The 19,883-nt window shown below is 32.9% G+C and carries 18 protein-coding genes; 3 read left to right on the forward strand and 15 right to left on the reverse strand.

The features are described from left to right. Positions 1-55 precede the first annotated feature (55 nt). Positions 56-208, reverse strand: a complete 153-nt coding sequence (locus ABEB18_RS00200) for a hypothetical protein (protein ID WP_348796981.1) — start codon at positions 206-208, stop codon at positions 56-58. A gap of 338 nt (positions 209-546) precedes the next feature. Here ABEB18_RS00200 and mtaB point away from each other — a divergent pair, with 338 nt between their 5' ends. Next, entirely contained in the window at positions 547-1,875 is a 1,329-nt protein-coding gene (gene mtaB / locus ABEB18_RS00205) for a tRNA (N(6)-L-threonylcarbamoyladenosine(37)-C(2))-methylthiotransferase MtaB (RefSeq protein ID WP_348796982.1), read from the forward strand. A 74-nt stretch (positions 1,876-1,949) separates the two neighbouring features. Here mtaB and ABEB18_RS00210 read toward each other — a convergent pair whose 3' ends face one another. The 5 genes from ABEB18_RS00210 to ABEB18_RS00230 form a co-directional block, all read right to left on the reverse strand. After that, on the reverse strand, positions 1,950-2,666 hold the full coding sequence (locus tag ABEB18_RS00210) for a 3-ketoacyl-ACP reductase (RefSeq protein WP_348796983.1): 717 nt from the start codon (positions 2,664-2,666) through the stop codon (positions 1,950-1,952). A gap of 145 nt (positions 2,667-2,811) precedes the next feature. After that, the gene (locus ABEB18_RS00215; protein ID WP_348796984.1) at positions 2,812-4,968 is read right to left on the reverse strand and encodes a DUF3858 domain-containing protein; all 2,157 of its coding nucleotides are present in this window, start codon (positions 4,966-4,968) and stop codon (positions 2,812-2,814) included. Positions 4,969-5,035: 67 nt separating this feature from the next. After that, entirely contained in the window at positions 5,036-6,955 is a 1,920-nt protein-coding gene (locus ABEB18_RS00220) for a transglutaminase-like domain-containing protein (protein ID WP_348796985.1), read from the reverse strand. A 75-nt stretch (positions 6,956-7,030) separates the two neighbouring features. Continuing rightward, positions 7,031-7,864, reverse strand: coding sequence for a DUF6929 family protein (locus ABEB18_RS00225; protein WP_348796986.1), 834 nt, complete (start codon positions 7,862-7,864; stop codon positions 7,031-7,033). 365 nt (positions 7,865-8,229) lie between these two features. After that, on the reverse strand, positions 8,230-8,772 hold the full coding sequence (locus ABEB18_RS00230; RefSeq protein WP_348796987.1) for a hypothetical protein: 543 nt from the start codon (positions 8,770-8,772) through the stop codon (positions 8,230-8,232). Between the two features lie 210 nt (positions 8,773-8,982). Here ABEB18_RS00230 and ABEB18_RS00235 point away from each other — a divergent pair, with 210 nt between their 5' ends. Then, positions 8,983-10,365: an MATE family efflux transporter gene (locus ABEB18_RS00235; protein ID WP_348796988.1), complete on the forward strand. Its 1,383-nt coding sequence runs from the start codon at positions 8,983-8,985 to the stop codon at positions 10,363-10,365. A gap of 306 nt (positions 10,366-10,671) precedes the next feature. On the opposite strand, the gene ABEB18_RS00240 is transcribed toward ABEB18_RS00235, so the two are convergent. Both ABEB18_RS00240 and ABEB18_RS00245 read right to left on the reverse strand, forming a co-directional pair. Beyond that, complete coding sequence (locus ABEB18_RS00240) at positions 10,672-11,571, reverse strand: sulfatase-like hydrolase/transferase (protein WP_348796989.1); 900 nt, start codon at positions 11,569-11,571, stop codon at positions 10,672-10,674. Between the two features lie 150 nt (positions 11,572-11,721). Beyond that, positions 11,722-12,174 carry a sulfatase-like hydrolase/transferase gene (locus tag ABEB18_RS00245; protein WP_348796990.1) on the reverse strand — a complete coding sequence of 151 codons (453 nt, stop codon included), beginning with the start codon at positions 12,172-12,174 and terminating at the stop codon, positions 11,722-11,724. A gap of 329 nt (positions 12,175-12,503) precedes the next feature. On the opposite strand from ABEB18_RS00245, the gene ABEB18_RS00250 reads away from it, so the two are divergent. Beyond that, positions 12,504-12,731 (forward strand): DUF8828 family protein, encoded by a 228-nt coding sequence (locus ABEB18_RS00250; protein ID WP_348796991.1) that lies wholly within the window; start codon positions 12,504-12,506, stop codon positions 12,729-12,731. Between the two features lie 156 nt (positions 12,732-12,887). Here the strand turns inward: ABEB18_RS00250 and ABEB18_RS00255 are convergent, their stop codons facing one another. The 7 genes from ABEB18_RS00255 to ABEB18_RS00285 all read right to left on the reverse strand — a co-directional run bounded on the left by ABEB18_RS00255 (position 12,888) and on the right by ABEB18_RS00285 (position 19,852). Beyond that, positions 12,888-13,523, reverse strand: coding sequence for a lipid-A-disaccharide synthase N-terminal domain-containing protein (locus tag ABEB18_RS00255; RefSeq protein WP_348796992.1), 636 nt, complete (start codon positions 13,521-13,523; stop codon positions 12,888-12,890). Beyond that, positions 13,523-14,236 carry a glycosyltransferase family 2 protein gene (locus ABEB18_RS00260; RefSeq protein WP_348796993.1) on the reverse strand — a complete coding sequence of 238 codons (714 nt, stop codon included), beginning with the start codon at positions 14,234-14,236 and terminating at the stop codon, positions 13,523-13,525. The genes ABEB18_RS00255 and ABEB18_RS00260 overlap by 1 nt, the downstream gene beginning before the upstream one ends. A 131-nt stretch (positions 14,237-14,367) precedes the next feature. Continuing rightward, the gene (locus tag ABEB18_RS00265) at positions 14,368-15,990 is read right to left on the reverse strand and encodes an ArnT family glycosyltransferase (RefSeq protein WP_348796994.1); all 1,623 of its coding nucleotides are present in this window, start codon (positions 15,988-15,990) and stop codon (positions 14,368-14,370) included. A gap of 261 nt (positions 15,991-16,251) precedes the next feature. Further along, positions 16,252-17,340, reverse strand: coding sequence for a methylmalonyl Co-A mutase-associated GTPase MeaB (gene meaB, locus ABEB18_RS00270; protein ID WP_348796995.1), 1,089 nt, complete (start codon positions 17,338-17,340; stop codon positions 16,252-16,254). Between the two features lie 71 nt (positions 17,341-17,411). Then, positions 17,412-17,996 (reverse strand): GDP-mannose pyrophosphatase NudK, encoded by a 585-nt coding sequence (nudK, locus tag ABEB18_RS00275; protein ID WP_348796996.1) that lies wholly within the window; start codon positions 17,994-17,996, stop codon positions 17,412-17,414. A 59-nt stretch (positions 17,997-18,055) separates the two neighbouring features. Further along, the gene (locus ABEB18_RS00280) at positions 18,056-19,327 is read right to left on the reverse strand and encodes an adenylosuccinate synthase (protein ID WP_348796997.1); all 1,272 of its coding nucleotides are present in this window, start codon (positions 19,325-19,327) and stop codon (positions 18,056-18,058) included. Positions 19,328-19,345: 18 nt separating this feature from the next. Beyond that, a complete protein-coding gene (locus tag ABEB18_RS00285) occupies positions 19,346-19,852 on the reverse strand; it encodes a Fur family transcriptional regulator (protein ID WP_348796998.1) in 507 nt (168 codons plus the stop codon). Positions 19,853-19,883 lie beyond the last annotated feature (31 nt).

Consider the following 19,883-nt stretch of genomic DNA (forward strand, 5'->3'; position numbering starts at 1 on the left):
CTACTCTTTATGGTTTTCGGTAATCCCATTTGTTTATTATATATTTTTCTGATATTCAATTTAAAAGCGCAATAGTTTCATGTGTTTTTGAAATAGACAATGCTTTTAAATTCTGGATATGATTTTGCATGACAACTTCATTGGTAATATCGAAGTTTTGCGATGTTAATTTGTTTTTTGGAATGGTGAAATTAAGATTTAAATTCATAACAACAAAATCAAGAATACTTTTATTTTTCAGGTTGCTTTTTGTGAAAAAACTTGTAGTTAAAACAAGGTATTTACTTATTTATTGTTGAGTTGTTTTATTTTTAAAAGAATAAATAAGAAAGTTGTGTCGAAAGATTTATTTATATCAAGTTTGAGTTTGTTGTGTTTATGTCTTTGCTTAGATTCTACAGGTATCTATTTTCTATTTAAATTTTGTCTGTGTATATATTTAATTTGCTGAAAATCAATTTATTTGTGATTTCGTTTTAATAAATATTGTTTGTAAATTTGCGCACTTAAATTTTTTGACAACGATTTCATTAATTTAAGATCATTATGGAAAAAAGGAAGAAAGTTGCTTTTTATACTTTGGGTTGTAAACTGAATTTTTCAGAAACTTCTACAATTGCAAGGAATTTACAAGACGAAGGTTTTGACCGCGTCGATTTTGAAGAGGTTGCAGACATGTATGTTATCAATACTTGTTCGGTAACCGAAAATGCAGATAAACAATTCAAACAAGTTGTTCGCAAAGCGATGAAATTAAACGACAAAGCATTTGTGGCTGCCGTTGGGTGTTATGCTCAATTAAAGCCTGAAGAATTAGCTGATGTTGATGGAGTTGATTTGGTTTTGGGTGCTACCGAAAAATTCAAATTGGCAGATTATGTAAATGATTTGTCAAAAAATGATTATGGACAAGTACACTCTTGTGAAATAAGCGAAGCCGATTTTTATGTAGGCAGTTATTCTATAGGGGACAGAACCCGTGCTTTTCTGAAAGTGCAAGACGGTTGCGATTATAAATGTACTTATTGTACAATTCCATTGGCTCGTGGGATTTCTAGAAGTGATGAATTGGAAAATGTTTTGAAAAATGCTTATGAAATTTCGAAACAAAACATTAAAGAAATTGTCCTTACGGGTGTAAATATTGGTGACTACGGAAAAGGGGAGTTTGGAAATAAAAAACACGAACATACTTTCTTAGAATTAGTTCAGGCTTTAGACAAAGTCGAAGGAATAGAAAGGTTGCGTATTTCTTCAATCGAGCCTAATTTGTTGAAGAATGAAACCATAGAGTTTGTATCCAAAAGTAGAACCTTTGTTCCACATTTTCACATTCCATTACAATCAGGGAGTAATGCTATTTTAAAGTTGATGAAACGTCGTTATATGCGCGAAGTTTATACTGAAAGAGTGGCCAAAATTCGTGAAGTAATGCCACATGCTTGTATTGGAGTTGATGTTATTGTTGGTTTTCCTGGTGAAACAGATGAACATTTCTTAGAAACGTATCATTTTTTAAACGAATTGAATATTTCGTACTTACATGTTTTTACCTATTCGGAAAGAGATAATACAGAAGCAGCCGAAATGGATGGTGTTGTTCCAGCTAATGTTCGTGCCAAACGCAGTAAAATGTTGCGTGGTTTATCGGTAAAAAAGCGCCGTGCTTTTTACGAAAGTCAATTAGGAACTAATAGAACGGTTCTTTTTGAAGCAGAAAATAAAGAAGGCTATATTCACGGTTTTACAGAAAATTACGTAAAAGTAAAAACGCCTTGGAATCCAGAATTGGTAAACACTTTGCACGAAATCAATTTGACAAGAATTGATGAAGATGGATGTGTTCGTATGAAATTTTTGAATGTAGAAGTTTAAAAAAAGAGGTATAAAAACAATTTCACGAATTCACACAAATTGATTTTTTATTGGTGTGAATTCGTGATTTTTTTTTAAGGATTTGTTGACCAAATACTACTGTTTTTGATAAATACTCGACGGTTTAATTTTAATTGAGCGATAATCAATTCAGCCATATCTTCGGATTGCATTACTTTTTCGGGATTTCCATCCGTCAGATTTAGATCTTTTGCCATATCCGTTGCAACAGTACTTGGGGTTAAAGCTGTTACACGAATATTGTGTTTGCGAACTTCTTGCATTAGAGAATCTGTTAAACCTAAAACGGCAAATTTTGAGGCACTATAAGCACTCGTTAATGCATTTCCGTTTAATCCAGCTGTTGACGAAATATTGATAATATCACCAGTTTGTCTCTCTATCATATTCGGTAAAATCGCACGAGTAACATAATACGTTCCCATAACATTTACCTGAATAATACGCTCCCATTCGGTTGGTTCTAGTTCTAAGAATTTTCCAAAAGCAGCAATTCCTGCATTGTTAATTAAAATATCGATGGTTTTAAATTCCGATATGGCTTTCTCTACGGCAGTATTTACAGAGTTGATATCAGCAACATCAGTAGTTATAGCAAACGATTTTACGCCTAATTCCTTTATTTCTTTGGCTACGGTATCTATATCCGATTGTGTTCTTGCCAATAAAATTACATTTACACCTTCTTTGGCCAAAGCCAATGCAATAGCTTTTCCAATTCCTTTTCCTGCACCAGTAATTAGTGCATTTTTATTTTTTAAGTCATTCATGGTATTGTTGTTTTACAGAGTAAAATTAATAATATAAAGGGAGTTTTGAAGGTTTTTTTGCAATCAAATTCGAAAAAAAGGCATTGAGAAATATAAAGTTCTCAATGCCTTTTGGCTATAATTTAAGTTAGATTGCGAGTTAGTATTATTTCTTTTTTAATAAAATTTTCTCTTGTGTAAATTGATAGGCTTCGTCTAAGAAAGAGATCATTTTTTTCCAATCACTATTTGGCCAGTAGTATTTGTTGTATTTTTTTAAGGTTTTAATCGATAATTTATTGCCTTCTATCTTTGCAATACTAGTAAATTCGCCTGTTTCGTTTTGTATTTTTTTAGTTAACTTTTCGATTCCAGAAACGGTATATCCGCTTGGAATTTCAAAAATTATTTCATTTTCATAAGTGCGAGGATAAGGCGAATAAACATTGTTTTTTCTGTCCTTTTCTTTTTTAGTGATTTCGACTTGTTTGGTTAGCATTTTCCCAATTTCAAGGATGTAATTGTTACCAGCTTTTTTAATCAAATCTTTTTTGATACTAAAATTTTCATTTACAGCAAGAGGTGTTTTAGTTCCGTACCTTCCGGTATTGGTTATAGTACTGTTGTAGTCTTCAACTTCAAAACCAAATTCTTCGCTAATATCTTTTTTACCGCTTTCTAATAAGTTTTCTTTGAGTTTGGTAATAAATGCGTCGTATTCTTTGATATATTTCGCTCTTTCTTTTTTAGATTTTATACGATCGTCCAAAGATTCAGTCACATATTTGGTATAGTCTTCGTGTACATAATCATAAAATTTTACACGATAGGATTGTTGGTCTTCTTTTAAATGACCTTGAAATTGCAATTCACGATTCACTTTTAAAGTCGAAAAATCATCCGATATCGTGATGTTTGAAATTGATTTAGATGTATTGTCTTCGGCTGTTGATTCTGGCAAAGTTGTGTTTTGAGCATCTACGATTTTTTTTCCTTTAGAAATTTGCATCACATAAGCTTTTGTTCCTTCTAAAGAATAATCAAAAAAGTCTGTGTTCGAAAATGATGTAAAATAGTCTAAATAAATTGGTTTCTTGGTGTTGACTCTCAATAAGACTTTAGCATTTTGCTCGATCAATAAATCGTCAATAGGACCGTTTTCTTTGCCTGTGGCTACGATTAAGTCGTATTCTATTTTGTTTTCTTTTAAAAATTCCATGAAGTAATCAATGAACTGTTTTTGAGTGTTCATAAACCATTTAAAATCATACTGATAATATTTGTATGGGCTAAATAGTTTTTGATTCTCTACAATCATTGGTTCAATAAATTGCGTGTAAAATTTGTGTCTGGTAAAATAATATACTTCTCTAACTTTTTCTTCATCGCTTGAGAATTTATGATTTTTGACAAATTCTTCAACGGGAGCCATATTTCCAGAAGGTCTGAATTTATCATTATAGTATTCAAAGACTTCATCTTTAGAAACATTTTTCTTTACGATGTTCTCTTTTTTAGGTAAAAATGCATAAGCGGCATCTTCATATTTTCCTGATCTGGCAAACGAAACCTGAAACTTATAGCAAGGCATTTCGACCAAAGGATAAAACCAACGCGGAAATTCATTTTTTTCAATGTCTTTGGCTTCCAAGACATATTGTCTTTCGCCTCCTTTGCCTGTTTCTATTTCTTTAAGTTCTGGTGCTCCGTTATAGGTGTTGAAATTTAGGAAGAAATCATTTTCGGTTTTAAAACTTATCTTCAAATTCATGATAGGGTAGTAGTCACCCAATGTTGTTTCTATCGGATCAAAACCTAAAGCATATTTAGAATAAAAGGGTTCCATAGTATAGGAATAGATGTCGATAATATCCCCAATTTCTAGATTTGCAATTGCAATTTTTTTCTCTTTATCTATTTCTTTGGCTTCTTTTTCGACATCAACAATTATTTCTTTGCCATTTGGTTTGACAATTTTTATACCAAATATACCAGTAGCATTTTTTGCTCCATATCCTTTATCGGATTTAAATTTTTCTCTAAATGAAAACTCAGAATATTCTTTTACGGCAGCTGCATCTTGTAGTTTTAAGCGTTCTCTAATGATGTAAGTGTATTTTACGCTGGTTCCAAATTTGTGGTAACCGTAATAATTGTACTTGTAAATAATGACAGCCGATTCGTCTTTCCATTTGCTTGGAACTTCGGTAACCTTGCTGTATTCATCAGTTTTTCCCCAAACCAGTTCGTCTATTTCTGACTTTTTTTGAGCAAATGTCGAAATGCTGAATAGAATTAAAATAAAAGTAATAATTGATTTCATTGTTGGTAAGTTTAATTTAATAGGCGGCATAACTTTGATTGCTGTTTGCCAACAGCATTACGCATCATTATATTTTGGTTAGTGTAATTTGTTGATTGTAGTTTTCGTTTAGATTTTTGTTTAAAGTTTGCCATTTAGCGATTTCGGTTGTTTTTATTTCGGCATTTTTAAAAATAAATTGTTTTTTATAGAGTATTGCTTTCGGAGTTTTTTCGAATGTTAGCGATACGGTATAATCGTTTTCGGTGACCACAAAGTTGGTTGGGAGCTTTGTAACTTTGTAACCGTTAGGAATAGTAAACTCGGTTATAGATTCGTAGTTTTCTTTGTAATCAAATTGATAATCAGTTTTACGATCTTTTAAGTTCATGTTTTTGAATTCATTGTTGTATTCAATATCAATGTACATTTCATTGTCAAAAGATGAAACTTTGTTGGCAATTGTAATTTCGTAATCCAAAGTCAATTTGATATCTCTATTGTTTAAATCGGAGGTTTTTACTGCATCGATTTGAATATTCTTATCATTAGAAGATAAATAACTTTCGAGGTTTTCTGATTTTTTATTGGTTTTGAATGAGTTGTATATTTTGAGAAATTGTGTTCTACTCTCACCAATATAACTTCTGGAACAAGTGCCTTTCAATTGGTTGTTTTCGATATGAAGTTTAGATTTGAAGGTTTCTTTATTGTTTGCATCGGTCATCAACGGAACTTTTTCTATGATAAAATCGTTCCCATTTTCGATCATGATTTCTTTGTTTTGAATTCTTTCGGCATTTTCTCCTAGTGGAGCATAGTTTTCGGTTCCATCCAAATAGTATTTTTTACCTTTATAAAAAAGAGTACAAATCATATGGTTATCTACTGCCAATGATGGTGTTGTATAATCGTAGGCAATATGTTTGGTACCAATCCAGGTTAATCGAGCGTCAAAACCTGCTAGTTTAAGCATTTGCTTGATTAAGTTGGCCATTCCTTTACAATCACCATATCTATTGCTGAAAACGTTGTTGCATTCATCGGGTTTAAAACCAGCGATTCCATCTTCAAAAGCAATGTATCGAATATTGTCTTGTACCCAATAATAGATGTTTTTTATTTTTTCTTCATCCGTTTTGGCATTTGCGGTAAGTTCTTTTACTTTTTCTTTTAAAACAGTAGGATCGTCTTTCATAGAATCTACCAACGATTTATACCATTTGTACAAATCGGCGGTCGAATTAAATAACGTAACCTCTTTGTCTTTTGCTTTGAATGATTTGGCAATAACCAATATATGTGGATACAAGTAGCTTCTGCCTGGCGAATTTTCTTCTTTGTAAATACCTGGAATGTTGTTTAGGGTATAGGTATAAACGGTATTGTTCTTAGAATCTTTGGCTTGTTCTTTGGTGATGTTGTTTCCTTTGAAATTGAATTCTTTGAGTTCAACAGTTAGCCACGAAGGGATTGTTATTGTTATTTGTTTTTTTAGAACAGGGAATTCGTCATTAAAATATAAGGCTCTAAAATACTTTACATCTTCGTATCTTTTTTCGATTTCATATTTATAGGTATAGCCTTGAAACGGGAAATCGATGTTCATGTATTTGACGCGAGCATCGTTGTAAAATAAATCCTTGTCTTTGTAAAATTCATCTTTTACATAGAAATTTGTTTTTTTGTCATTTCTAAAATTTAGATTGAACACATCAATTTTAGACTCACTATCATAGAATTCATACTTTTGAATATCAGCTCGATGGTTGATGTTCATCAAAAGTTCATTTACATTGTGTTTTACCATAACCTTAGATTGATCTTTGTTTAGATCAAATGCAATTTTTTCGGTGCTTTCTAGTATGGCAACATCGTCTTTGTTATAGGTTTCTCTAAGACTTTTTGCTTTTGTTATGTCTTCGGGAGTGGGATCAATGCTTTTTTGAGCAAATGAGTGTAGAGTAAATAGTAGGAAAATTAATAGGTTAAGTATAAATTTGATCATGTATTTTTTTTTCGAAAAATACATATTTATTTTGATTTTAATCAGTAAATAAAATAATTTTCCTATTTATTTTTGTCATTTTTTAGTGATAGTAAGTTTGAAAATTGTGGTTTTTAATGTTTCGGTATCGTTGTCTTCGCAAAGCAAAAATGTTATGGTCCTATCGTTGTTTTGATAAACGGTTAAACCTTCAAATTTGTGAGTGTCTGTAATTTTTTTGGTAAAATTTATTTTCATGGTTTTAGTATCTATGCAACCTATGAAGCTTCCTAAGATTGCGCCATCATCATAAGTAGATTTGGTATCCTCTACAGTTGCTAGAAAATATATTTTGGAATCCAGTAAAACGGCATCTGTAAAACTACTACGAACTCCTTTTATTTTGGGTAATTTATAGTTGTTGGATACCATGTTAAATTCGTTCAGGAGGTTTTTGCCTTCAATGGTAAATATGGTGTTTTTGGCCGATTCTCCATTGCCCCGATTAAATAAGTACCATTCTTTCCCTGAATTGATGGCTCCTTCGATATTAAAATCTTCTGGTTTGATTGCGGTAAAACTTTGCATAACCGAATACAGATTGGTCAAATCATTGGTTCGTATTTCTTTGGCAACGGTGTTTATTTCGATCATTTGGTTTCTTTTTGGGGTAGAACCCGAACCAAAAACATAAAGTGTATCGCCAAACTGGGTAATTGATTCAAAATCGGGTTTGTCGCTTTTGGGGATGTTATCGGTGGTGTTTTCGATAATTTCGTGGCGTTGTAGTGTTTGAGATGGCATTGCATATTCGTATAAATATCCGCTATTGTCACTAATGATAAATAAAGTATTGTCTTTGTATATAAGTCCTGATGCTGAACCTATACCGATGATGTGAAATAGGATTTCTAATGTGAATTTTTCCATGAAATTTGTTTTGAAAATGAATGCCCTAGCCCAGATGGAAGTGTAAAACCTTTTGAAAAGAACTCTTGTTTTTTCTTGTGCTGGCAGAGCGACCTAAGAAGCTCCTGCTAGTGCTTAGAAAATAAAGAAGTTCTTGAAAAAGTTTGTAACGAACAGCTGGAAATAGCTCCTCAAAAATACGGTTTATATTATTGAGTTTTACAAAAAAAAAGGGGTTGTCTAAAAAGACATTCTCTTGTCAAACTGAATTTGTTTCAGCTTCTGTAAATATTTAATTATCAATATTTTTTAGATTCCGAAATAAATTTGGAATGACAAAGACAAGACTTCTTGGACAACCTCTTTTAAAGTTTTTTTTGACGAAATTATAATTTGAAACCATAAGCCAAGCGAAGGCCTATTTGACCAACCCCCTTGCTTAGTGTTCCGTTATCATTGAGTCTTTCAAAATCATTATAGTGGTCGTATCTCAAGGATATGTCGATGCATTTTGTTGCATACCCTATACTTGGCGCCAAGAGTAGTGAGGTTTTGTTGTAATCGTTGGTTGTAGAGAAGGCAGCACCTCCTTCGCCCATTATGTAAAATTGATCGTTCCAAATAAAAGCTTTGAAACCTAGTTTTGCTGGAATAAAACCGAGGTCGTTACCATCGGATTCGCTCACAAAGAGATTGCTGTAACCAGTGGTGAGCGTTAGAGAATATCTTTTGGAAAGATCGTATTGTAACCTGGCATCGGCTCCTAACGCCAGTTTGTAAGGTTCGTGAATGGCATAACCGCCTGTTAGACCAAATCCTAATCTAAAACCTTGATCGTAATTTGTTGCTTCTTGTGCGTTGGTGTCAACGGTAAATAATGCTGTAATTACTACTATAATAGCCATTTTTATTTTCGCTGTCGTTTTCATAATGCAGTTTTTAAGTTGTTAAAACAATTTGTTAAACACTTTGATAAAAAAGTGTTTTGTAAAATTATTGCAATTGCAAACCGTTGTTATTATAGAATTTTGGGCTTTTTTTATAAAATTCAGATACTATGTTTGGGATGATTTTCTTTCGTCAAAATAGTATTTAGAATAGGGATGTTCTAATTATCTTTGCCACTCAAATAAATTAAGATGAACATTTCGCAATACACCAAAGAATTCTCATATAATATTAAATTGGCATATCCTATTATTTTAGGGATGGTCGGGCATACTGTTGTTGGTATTGTAGATAATATAATGGTTGGTAAATTGGGTCCAACCGAGTTGGCTGCTGTTTCGTTAGGCAATAGTTTTGTGTTTCTGGCCATGTCTATAGGTATTGGGTTTTCTACAGCGATAACTCCTTTGGTGGCTGAAGCCGATGGGAAAAAAGACATTGCTAGCGGGCGAAGTGCTTTTCATCACGGATTGTATTTGTGTTCGATACTAGGGCTGGTTTTGTTTTTATGTATCTTTTTTTCTAAACCATTGATGTCGCTTATGGGACAACCTTTAGTTGTGGTCGAAATGGCAAAACCTTATTTGGATATTGTAGGTTTCTCGTTGATTCCGATGATAATGTACCAAGCTTATAAGCAATTTGCTGATGGGCTGAGCGAAACCAAATACTCGATGTGGGCTACCATTTTGTCTAATATTACCAATGTGGTTATCAATTATTTTTTGATTTATGGAATCTGGATTTTTCCTAAAATGGGAATAGTGGGAGCTGCAATAGGTACAATAGCTTCCCGTTTTGTGATGTTGGGCTATATGCATTTTGCATTGCAGCAAAAAGAAAAATTTCACCCTTATTTTAAAGATTTTAGTTTCAAGGAACTCAACAAGACTATCACACGTAAGATATTAAATTTGGGAACTTCCTCGGCATTACAAATGTTTTTTGAAGTAGCTCTTTTTACTGGTGCAATTTGGCTTTGCGGTATGATAGGGATTACCAGTCAAGCTGCAAATCAAATTGCATTGAGTCTTGCCTCGCTCACTTTTATGGTGGCAATGGGATTGAGCGTCACAGCCATGATTAGGGTTGGGAATCAGAAAGGGTTAGAGGATTTTGTTTCCCTCCGTCGAATTGCATTTTCTATTTATCTGCAAACGATTATTTTGGAAATCATTTTTGCGCTTGTATTTGTGATTCTTCACACCTTATTACCCAAACTTTTTGTCGATTTAAACGATGCCGTTAATTTTGCCAAAAATACCGAAGTTATTTCTATTGCAGCACAATTGTTGTTGGTGGCTGCTTTTTTTCAAATTTCAGATGGTGTTCAGGTCGTTGTTTTGGGGGCTTTGAGAGGTTTACAAGATGTAAAAGTGCCTATGTATATTACCTTTGTGGCCTATTGGGTTATCGGTTTTCCAATTTCGTATTACCTCGGAATATGTACTAATTTAAAGGCTATTGGGGTCTGGATTGGCTTGTTGGCGGGCTTAACATCGGCTGCGTTGTTTTTATATTTACGTTTTGCTAGTTTGACCCAAAAACTTATTCAAGAAAATGCAGGTAAGTAATTTTTAGGAGCACAAATCTTAGGTTTCATAACACCATCACACCTGCTGTCCGCTATATTCCCGATTATAAAAACAGCGGCAAAAAAGCCTTGTTTTTAATCGGGAGATGCCGCTTCCATCAGGGCTATTTTACGGCTTTGTAGTTTTTTGAAGCACTTTAAAAAAATAAAACAACCTCTTTTATTCTCATTTGTAGGAATAAGAGAGGTTGTTTTGTAGCTGGTATAGTATTTTGTTTTTTTCAAACATTTCAAACCCCAATACTAGTGTTTTTTACATGTTTGGATAGTGGTACAAAATAAATTCTTATTTAGGTGTAAGCATTTTTAATGCGTCATCTAGATTAAAATTAAGACTGGCCATACGTGGCGGGTATTTTTGATACGATTCTATCAAATTGGTAACTTGCGAAACCGCCATTGGTAATACTGACGAACGATTTTCTTGCCACTCATCAAAACCTCTTGCTTCATGAAAACGCTCAAATGGGTCTAGTTTCAAATTTGTAATCAATGGGGTTACCATTTGTAATTGTACTCCATTAAACCACTTGTCTTGTTTTTTGAATAAAAATTTCCAGTCACCAACTCGTACACCATGTAAAGTGGTTTCGGTAAAAAAGAAAAATTCTTTTCGGTTAGAACTTCCTTTTCCAGATAGCATTGCAGTTTGATCGTATCCATCTAAATGTATTTTTTCATAACTGCGGTTTCCAGCTTTGTAACTGTTAAGGAGTTTGTCTTTTATATCTGGTTGTCCCACATTGGCCATAATGGTAGGAAGCCAATCTTCCATAGTAATCAATTCGGAACTGATTGTTCCCGGTTGAGTTAGTCCTGGCCATTTTACCATACAAGGTACTTTAAACCCTCCTTCATAACCTCCAACACCTTTTTCTCCATGAAAAGGTGTGTTTCCGCCATCTGGCCAACTGTTTGAAGCAGCACCATTATCGGTAGAAAACATGATGACCGTATTGTCTGCGACGCCCAAATCATCTATTAGTTTCAATAATTCTCCAACTACATCATCCATTTCTTTTATACCGTCTGCATATACGCCATAACCTGTAGATCCATCATATTTAGGCGAAAGATTGGTTCTGTAATGTGTACGGGTAGTATTGTGCCACACAAAGAATGGTTTGTCTGCTTTTACGGCATCTGTAATAAAACGTTTTGATTCTTTCAAGATTTCCCATTCCAAATTTCGTTGACGTTCTTTTCCAAATGTTCCTTTATCTTCTACTTTTTGTTTGCCATTGCCAGTAGCCCATGAATGAATAACACCACGTTGCGAAAGTCCTAGTTTACGAGCGACTGCTGTATCTTTTGGGAAATCGTATAATTCTGGATATTATCCCGCATTTAAATGATAAAGTATTCCGAAGAATTCATCAAAACCATTGTTGGTAGGTAAGTGTTCATCACGATCACCTAAATGGTTTTTTCCAAACTGTCCTGTTGCATAACCTAATGGTTTTAGTAAGGTAGCAATTGTTGGATCTTTAGTACTTAATCCTTGTGCTGCTCCCGGAAGTCCTACCGTTGCCAATCCTACTCGTAGCGGGTATTGCCCTGTTATAAAAGCGGCTCTACCAGCGGTACAAGATGCTTCTGCATAATGATCCATAAACATCATACCTTCTTTGGCGATTCGGTCAATATTGGGTGTACTACCTCCCATTTGACCTCTATGGTATGCACTTAAATTCCATATTCCTACGTCATCTCCCCAAATAATCAGGATGTTTGGCTTTTTCTGTGCAAGTGTTGGGAAACAGTTCAACAGAAAAGTGAAGCACATCATATAAATTAGTTGCTTTTTTTCATAATAATAATTTTGAAAGTGTTAGTAATTGACTTGTAGGTTTAATATATAGGAAATGTTTTCTGATACAGAATTGAGGTTATCATAAAATTAATGTATTAAATTGATTACGGACTTTTTTTATCATTAAATTTTTATAAAAAAAATGTATTCTGAAGGGATAAGTTATGTTTTTTTATTTTTTGCCGAATAGAAGAAAGTGTAAAAGTTACTTTTTTATGTTTTGTAAGAATTTTGGTTGTGTATTTTTGGTAAAATCTTATCGATAAAAAGTGTATTTTTACAGCTTTAAATAAAATAGTAAATAGATGGAATTACCAAAATTCTTATTAGGAGATAATACTGATTTTCAGGATGATATTTTTGTTATTCACTTAGATTACCCAAGATTTATCATCAATTTAAAAGACGACGAAGTAGAGTTTTTAGAAGAAGCTGAAGATTTAGATGAAGCAGAATTAAATGCTGAAATGGAAGGACTTATCGAGCAAGCCAACGAGTTTTACGATAGAGAAATCGCGCGTTACGAAGAGTAATCTGAATTGAATATTAGCGGTTTTTTTTGATTTTTAGAACCTTTGTTTTCAATTAATCCTTCGCAAAATGACAATTTTGTACTAAGGTTTACCCAAAAAAGGGGCTTAGTAGTATTCAAATTTGTCATTTTGACGAAGCTTTTTTATTTTCTAAAGTTATTCGGAATTGAGTTTGATGTCTTTCTTTAGGATAAATATATTTCTGGAATAAATAACCAAACCTATGGCGTGTCCTGACAATAATACAGGGTCTTTTCGAATTATGGCATAAATAAAGATAATAAGGGATCCTATTAAACTTATAATCCAAAATCCCATAGGTAAAACCGAATCTTTTTTCTTTTCAGAATATACCCATTGGTAAATAAAACGCAATGTAAATAATACTTGTCCAATAATGCCTGTCCATAACAACCATTTTGGGATGGCTTCATTTTTTAATAAATTATCTAAATCATAGATGTTGTTATTGTACGAATACATAACGATAAAAACGGGAAATAAAAGTATAAACCATCTTAAAAAAATATTGATTTTTTTCCAATCATTTTGCAGTTGTATGTTTCTGATGTAGATGTAATAGGTGATGGTTTGTCCTAACATGATTGAAAAATCTTGTCTTAAATAGCCATATACAAATAATAAAAAGGATGCAAATAAGCTGATTTCCCAAAACAAAATTGGAGTAAGTACTTTTTTGTTTTTTTCTGAAATAATCCATTGTAATATCATTCTGCTTGAGAATAATATTTGAGCGATGAATCCTATAGAATAAACGATAATGTTGTTCATTAGCCTTGTTTTGCTACGCTATAGTTGATGTATTTTTTTTTCATCCACAAGTAAGCGAAACAATCTTGTAGAGGTCCCAAGAGGCGATTCCATAAATTGAATTTAGAAACTCCTGCAATTCTTTGAAAATGTCTTACTGGCGTTTGTTTGATTTTACCATTTTGCAACAAAATCATAGCGGGTAAGAAACGGTGTAAACCATTAAACATTGGAATTTTTTTGGCCATATCCGTACGGATAATTTTTAGAGGACAACCTGTGTCATCCATTCCGTCATTTGTAAACGTTCTTCGAATACTATTGGCAATTTTTGAAGACATATTCTTGGTAAAGGAATCTTTTCGGTTTGATCTTACTCCTGTAACCAAATCATATTCTCCTGCGAAATCGATAAGTATATTAAAGTCCTCAGGAGCAGTTTGTAAATCGGCATCAATGTATCCTACCCAAGTGGTATCGGTATAATCAAAACCCGCTTTGATTGCAGCACTCAAACCTGCATTTTTTTCAAATGAAATGAATGTAAACTCTTCGTTGTTATTGCATATTTTTTCAATCAGAGTTTGACTGTTGTCTTTTGAACCATCATTGACAAATAAAATTTTTGTCTTTTTTTTAGCGATGCTCAAATATTGTTTCATTTCTTGATGCACACGATCAAGATTATCTTCCTCATTATAAACAGGTATGATAATGGTTAATTCAAAATTCATGTTTTTGTAATTTTATGCAAAAGTATTTTATTTCGAGTAAAATACCCTCAAAATCTATTAAATATCTTGTCTAAAGTCGAGGCTCTAGTTGGTTTGTAGCTGTTTTATATCAGCTGTTTTTGATTTGGATGTTAATTGTAATACAAAATCCATTTACCAAAATCCTTTTGTCTTTTAAAAGGAAGTAATTCTGATTTGATGTTGTCTGGAATAGTTTCTTTTTTTCTAACTAAAAAAACTGAATTTTGTGTAGAAAAATCGGTGTCAAATCGGTTTGCTTCTTCTGGTTTTTCAAGATTGTAATACGTTTCCAAATAGTTTAGATTTCTTTCAAATTGTATTTCTCTCTGACTATTTGGGTTACCATTATTAACCGTTATAATTTTTTTATCGGTATAAAAAGCCATTGATGGGAGGAGATAGTTATAGACATAAACATTTTTTGCCTGAAGTGTATTTACAAAATTTGCTATCGGTTTTGGAGAATTCAGTAGCAATTCATTCGAATTCATTACACCTGTTGAAAACAACAATATTGCAATACTGTTTATAAGCAATGTATAAATGTTTTTGTGAAACCAGTCTATGTTTTTTAATCCAAAAAGACTAATTAGGACTCCCGATGCTAATAGTAATACATAAACAAAGCTTACTTCAATTTTGTGAAGTAGTATTGCAATTACGGCAACAATAGTGATTATTGAAAAATAGATATATAAGAAACGTGTGAATTTTTTCCAGCTTATTTCTTCTAATTCTATCAATTTGTTTGATACAAAAAGAACAAGGAAAGATATTGATGGTAAAACATAGAATATCAATTTTGTTTTGAAAAATGAAAAAAGTGCAATGATTAAAATGAAAGTAACCAATAAGCTTTTCTCTTTGATTTCTTTTAGTTTAATCTTTTTTAGCGAAGCAAAAACATACACAACCCAAGGCAATAATGATACAGGTAAGAATACCAAATAATACCAAAAAGGTTTCCCTCTGTTAAATGCATCTTTAGAAGCCATTCGTTGATAGAGTTGGTCACCCGTAAAGTAGTTAAAAACCATTGGGTTTTCTTTTATTACAGCAAGATACCACCAACAACAGAAAACGAAGAAAACTAAAAGACCCCACAAATCATATATAGAAAATTTGATTCTTTTTTTGTTGAAATACAACCATGTCAGTTGAAAAATAATTATAGGTAATAATACCAGTGGTCCTTTGGTCAAGAAACCTAATGCTATTGACAGGTAAAAAAAGAAAAAAAACGTTTTCTTTTCTTGATATCTTAGCCAAAAATAAATAGCCATCAATATAAAAGTTGTCAAATAAGTATCGGTTGTTAAGTTTCTGGCAGAGGCTAAAACCAATGGAGTAGAAAAATATAATACAACAGCAAGAATCGAAGTTTTGATATTGTTAAATAACAATTGCGATGTTTTGTAAACCAATAATAATTGGATTACGAGTGCAACTGATAAAAAAAAGCGCGCTCCAAACTCATTGGTGCCAAAAATGTGATAACCAACAGTTGTGATATAATAGGTTAGGGGTGGCTTATGGTAGTGCGTTATTCCAAGTTTGGTTGGACGAATGTAATCGCCAGAATCTAGCATCTCTTTAGAAATTTGAGCATAACGTGCCTCACTAGTTTCTGTAAAACCCCATGAACCAAGTTGGATTAGAGTGGCAATAAAAATTAGAATTAGGATAAATTGTATAGACTGATTTTTTATAAAATGAGTAAAATTGATTTTCATTAATTGTAATTTTTATTAGGTTGATTATTGTTTTTGGTCTTATTTGTGGTTGTTTCTTACTAATTCAGCAACAATTTCTTACGTGTTTATTTCTATTTGTTTAGAAATTAAATCGTATGAGTTTCTGTTTGTTTAATAAGGCGACAAAAGTAATCAAAAAAAGATTAATCGATAAAAAATTACAATAGCAAATATGTTTCTGAATTTAGCCGAAAAACTATTTATAGTGAGTGATTTAATTCAGAAAAAAATAATAGTTTTTTACTTTTTGAAATAATTATTTAGAAGATTTTGCGCTGCTGCAAATGGGGAAATCTCATTATGAATTACAGCATCTTGGATAGAAATTAACAGTTCTGCAATATCCGTTTGGTTGTAAAAATGTGATTTTAACTGTTCGTTGATGGTTTCCATCATCCAAAACTGATTTTGTTCTTTACGTTTTTCAAGAAAATATTGGTTCGATTTGACCATTTCAAGATAGTCTAAAATGTTTTGCCAAATAGTATCTATACCATCCTGATTTATTGCGCTACAAGTAGTGGTAATAGGAGTCCAGCCAGATTTCTTTGACGGAAACAATTGCAGAATTTTGTTGAACATCTTTTGGGTTGTTTTAGCTTTTGAAACGCCATCGCCATCAGCTTTGTTGATGATTATAGCATCTGCCATTTCGATAATTCCTCTTTTGATGACTTGTAATTCATCACCAGTTCCTGCAATTTGTAGTAACAAAAAGAAATCAACCATACTGTGGACAGCAGTTTCACTTTGACCCACTCCAACTGTTTCTATTAAAATAATTTCGAAACCACAAGCTTCACAAAGAATGATTGTTTCTCTTGTTTTTTTAGCCACTCCGCCCAAATTTTCTCCAGATGCTGATGGTCTTATAAATGCATTTTTGTCGTTTGCCAATTGCTCCATTCTGGTTTTGTCTCCCAGAATGCTTCCGTGCGAAATGGTACTGCTGGGGTCAACAGCCAGGACAGCAACTCTTTTTCCTAAACCAGTCAAATATTTGCCAAGAGCTTCAATAAAAGTACTTTTTCCTACGCCTGGAACACCCGTAATGCCAATTCGGATAGATTTGTTTGCATGAGGTAAACAACCTTGTATGATTTCGTTGGCTTTTGATAAGTGCATAGGATTTGTACTTTCTACCAAGGTGATTGCTCTGCTTAAACTACTAATGTTTTGTGAGCGGATGCCTGTTATCAATTCGTCAGTAGAAAGTTGTTGTTGCTTTAATTTTTTGATATTTTGTATAGCCTTATGACTGATAGTTTCAGGTCGAGAAACACCAGTTTTTTCGTGCAAAGCATTTGTTGTTTTTTTGGGGCTAGACAAAATAGTATTTTTTAAAGCATTAGAAAAAGTAATGAAAGCTAATTGGGTATCAAAAACAGATATTTTTTTTTTTAAGATGTCAATTCATGAATTTTGGCATATTGTAATAACATGATGGTTTTTGCATCTTTTATTTCGCCTGTTTCAATCATAACATACGCTTGGTCGAAAGGAATTTCGATAACATCAATTTCTTCATGTTCGGTTTCTAATCCTCCGCCAGTACCTACTTTCATACTAACATCGTATTCTGCTACAAAACAATGTAGAATTTCAGTAACTGCCCCAGGAGACATATAGGATTCGAATACTTTTTTTACCGAATGCAAACGATAACCTGTTTCTTCTTCTGTTTCTCTGATAATGCATGTTTCGGGATCGTCTTTATCTAGTAGTCCTGCACAAACTTCGATCATTATCCCGCTTTTATTTTCGTTTAAATAAGTTGGAAGTCTAAATTGTTTTGTCAACACAACTGTACTTTTAGATCTATTATACAAAAGAATGGCAGCTCCATTGCCTCTGTCATATACTTCACGTTCTTGTATATCCCAAGTTTCGTCTTTTTTTTGGTATTCAACTGTTACTTTGTTCAATGTGTACCAGTTATCCGAAAGTAGTTCTGTCTTTATTATTTTATATTTTGGATTGTCCATAAATGATTTTTTTTATGCTAAAAAAAACGCTCTGAAATTTCAGAGCGTTGAATATGTTGTTATTTTAAAATAGTTTGTTTTCTATCTGGTCCAACAGAAACAATCTTAATAGGTACTTCTACTGCCTTTTCTATAAATTCGATATACTCTTTTAACTCAACAGGTAATTCTTCATAAGTAGTCATCCCAGTCAAATCTTGTTGCCATCCTTTGAATTCTTTGTAAACAGGAGTTACATTTTCTGGCTCGATGTTGTACGGGAAATGTGAAATATTTTGTCCCTTGTAGTTGTATTCAGTACAAACCTTAAGTGTTTTAAAACCAGAAAGAACATCACCTTTCATCATCATTAATTGTGTAACCCCATTGATTTGAACTGCATATTTTAAAGCTACCAAGTCCAACCATCCGCAACGTCTTTGTCTTCCAGTTACAGATCCAAATTCGTTACCAACTTTTGCCATTGTCGCTCCATCTTCGTCAAAAAGTTCAGTTGGGAAAGGACCGCTTCCTACACGAGTAGTATAAGCTTTAAAAATTCCGTAAACTTCTTTGATTTTGTTTGGGGCAATTCCTAAACCAGTACAGGCTCCAGCAGCGGTTGTGTTTGATGAAGTTACAAATGGATAAGTTCCAAAATCTACATCTAATAATGAACCTTGGGCTCCTTCGCATAGGATAGATTTTCCTGCTTTTTGTGCTTGAGCTAAATATTCTTCGCTATCAATGAAGTCTAATGTTTTTAACACTTCAATAGATTCGAAGAATTCTTTTTCCATTTCTTCTAAGTTGTATTGAATGTTTACATCGTAGAATTTAATCATCTCTTCGTGTTTGTCTGCCAAAGCGCGGTATCTTTCTTTAAAATCTCCTAATTCGGTGTCGCCAACTCTTAAACCGTTTCTACCTGTTTTGTCCATGTAAGTTGGTCCAATTCCTTTAAGAGTAGAGCCAATTTTGGCTTTTCCTTTTGCGGCTTCTGAAGCGGCATCTAGCAAACGGTGTGTTGGTAAGATTAAATGTGCTTTTCTAGAAATAATTAATTTGGATTTGATATCCATATTAAATTTTTCAAGACCTTCAATTTCTTTTTGAAATACTACTGGGTCAATTACAACTCCATTTCCGATGATGTTTACTGCTGTTTTATGAAAAATTCCAGAAGGAATGGTTCTAAGAACGTGTTTAATTCCATCAAACTCTAAAGTGTGTCCTGCATTTGGGCCTCCTTGAAAACGTGCAATTATATCATAATTTGAGGTAAGAACGTCAACAATTTTTCCTTTTCCTTCATCTCCCCATTGTAATCCTAATAATAAATCTACGGTCATTCTATGTTTTATTTTTAGTTAATTTTCTATTGTATTCTCTGGAGTAATTTCCAGGTTGTTTTCTTCTGATTTTTCTTTTTTCTTGTTTCCGTATAAGTATAAGGAATGATTGGTGATTTCGATATCAAAAATTTCTTCGATCGTTTTTTTGATAGTCTGAATTCGAGGGTCACAAAACTCTATTACTTCACCAGTATCGGTCATAATAATATGGTCATGTTGTTTGTCGAAATATGATTTTTCGTAATGCGCTTGATTTTGTCCAAATTGATGTTTGCGAACCAAGGCACAATCCAATAGTAATTCTATGGTGTTGTAAAGGGTGGCTCTACTAACACGATAGTTTTTGTTTTTCATTTTGAGGTATAGGTTTTCTATATCAAAATGTTCTTCACTTTCGTATATTTCTTGAAGGATAGCATAACGCTCAGGTGTTTTGCGATGCCCTTTGTTCTCAAGATACAATGTAAAAACGTTTTTTACAATTTCTTGATTTTTGTTGTTATTTGTGGAAATCAGTGTCATATCGTGCAAAGATAAATTATTATTTTAAAAG

It is taken from the genome of Flavobacterium adhaerens, assembly GCF_040045115.1.
Lineage (GTDB): Bacteria > Bacteroidota > Bacteroidia > Flavobacteriales > Flavobacteriaceae > Flavobacterium > Flavobacterium adhaerens.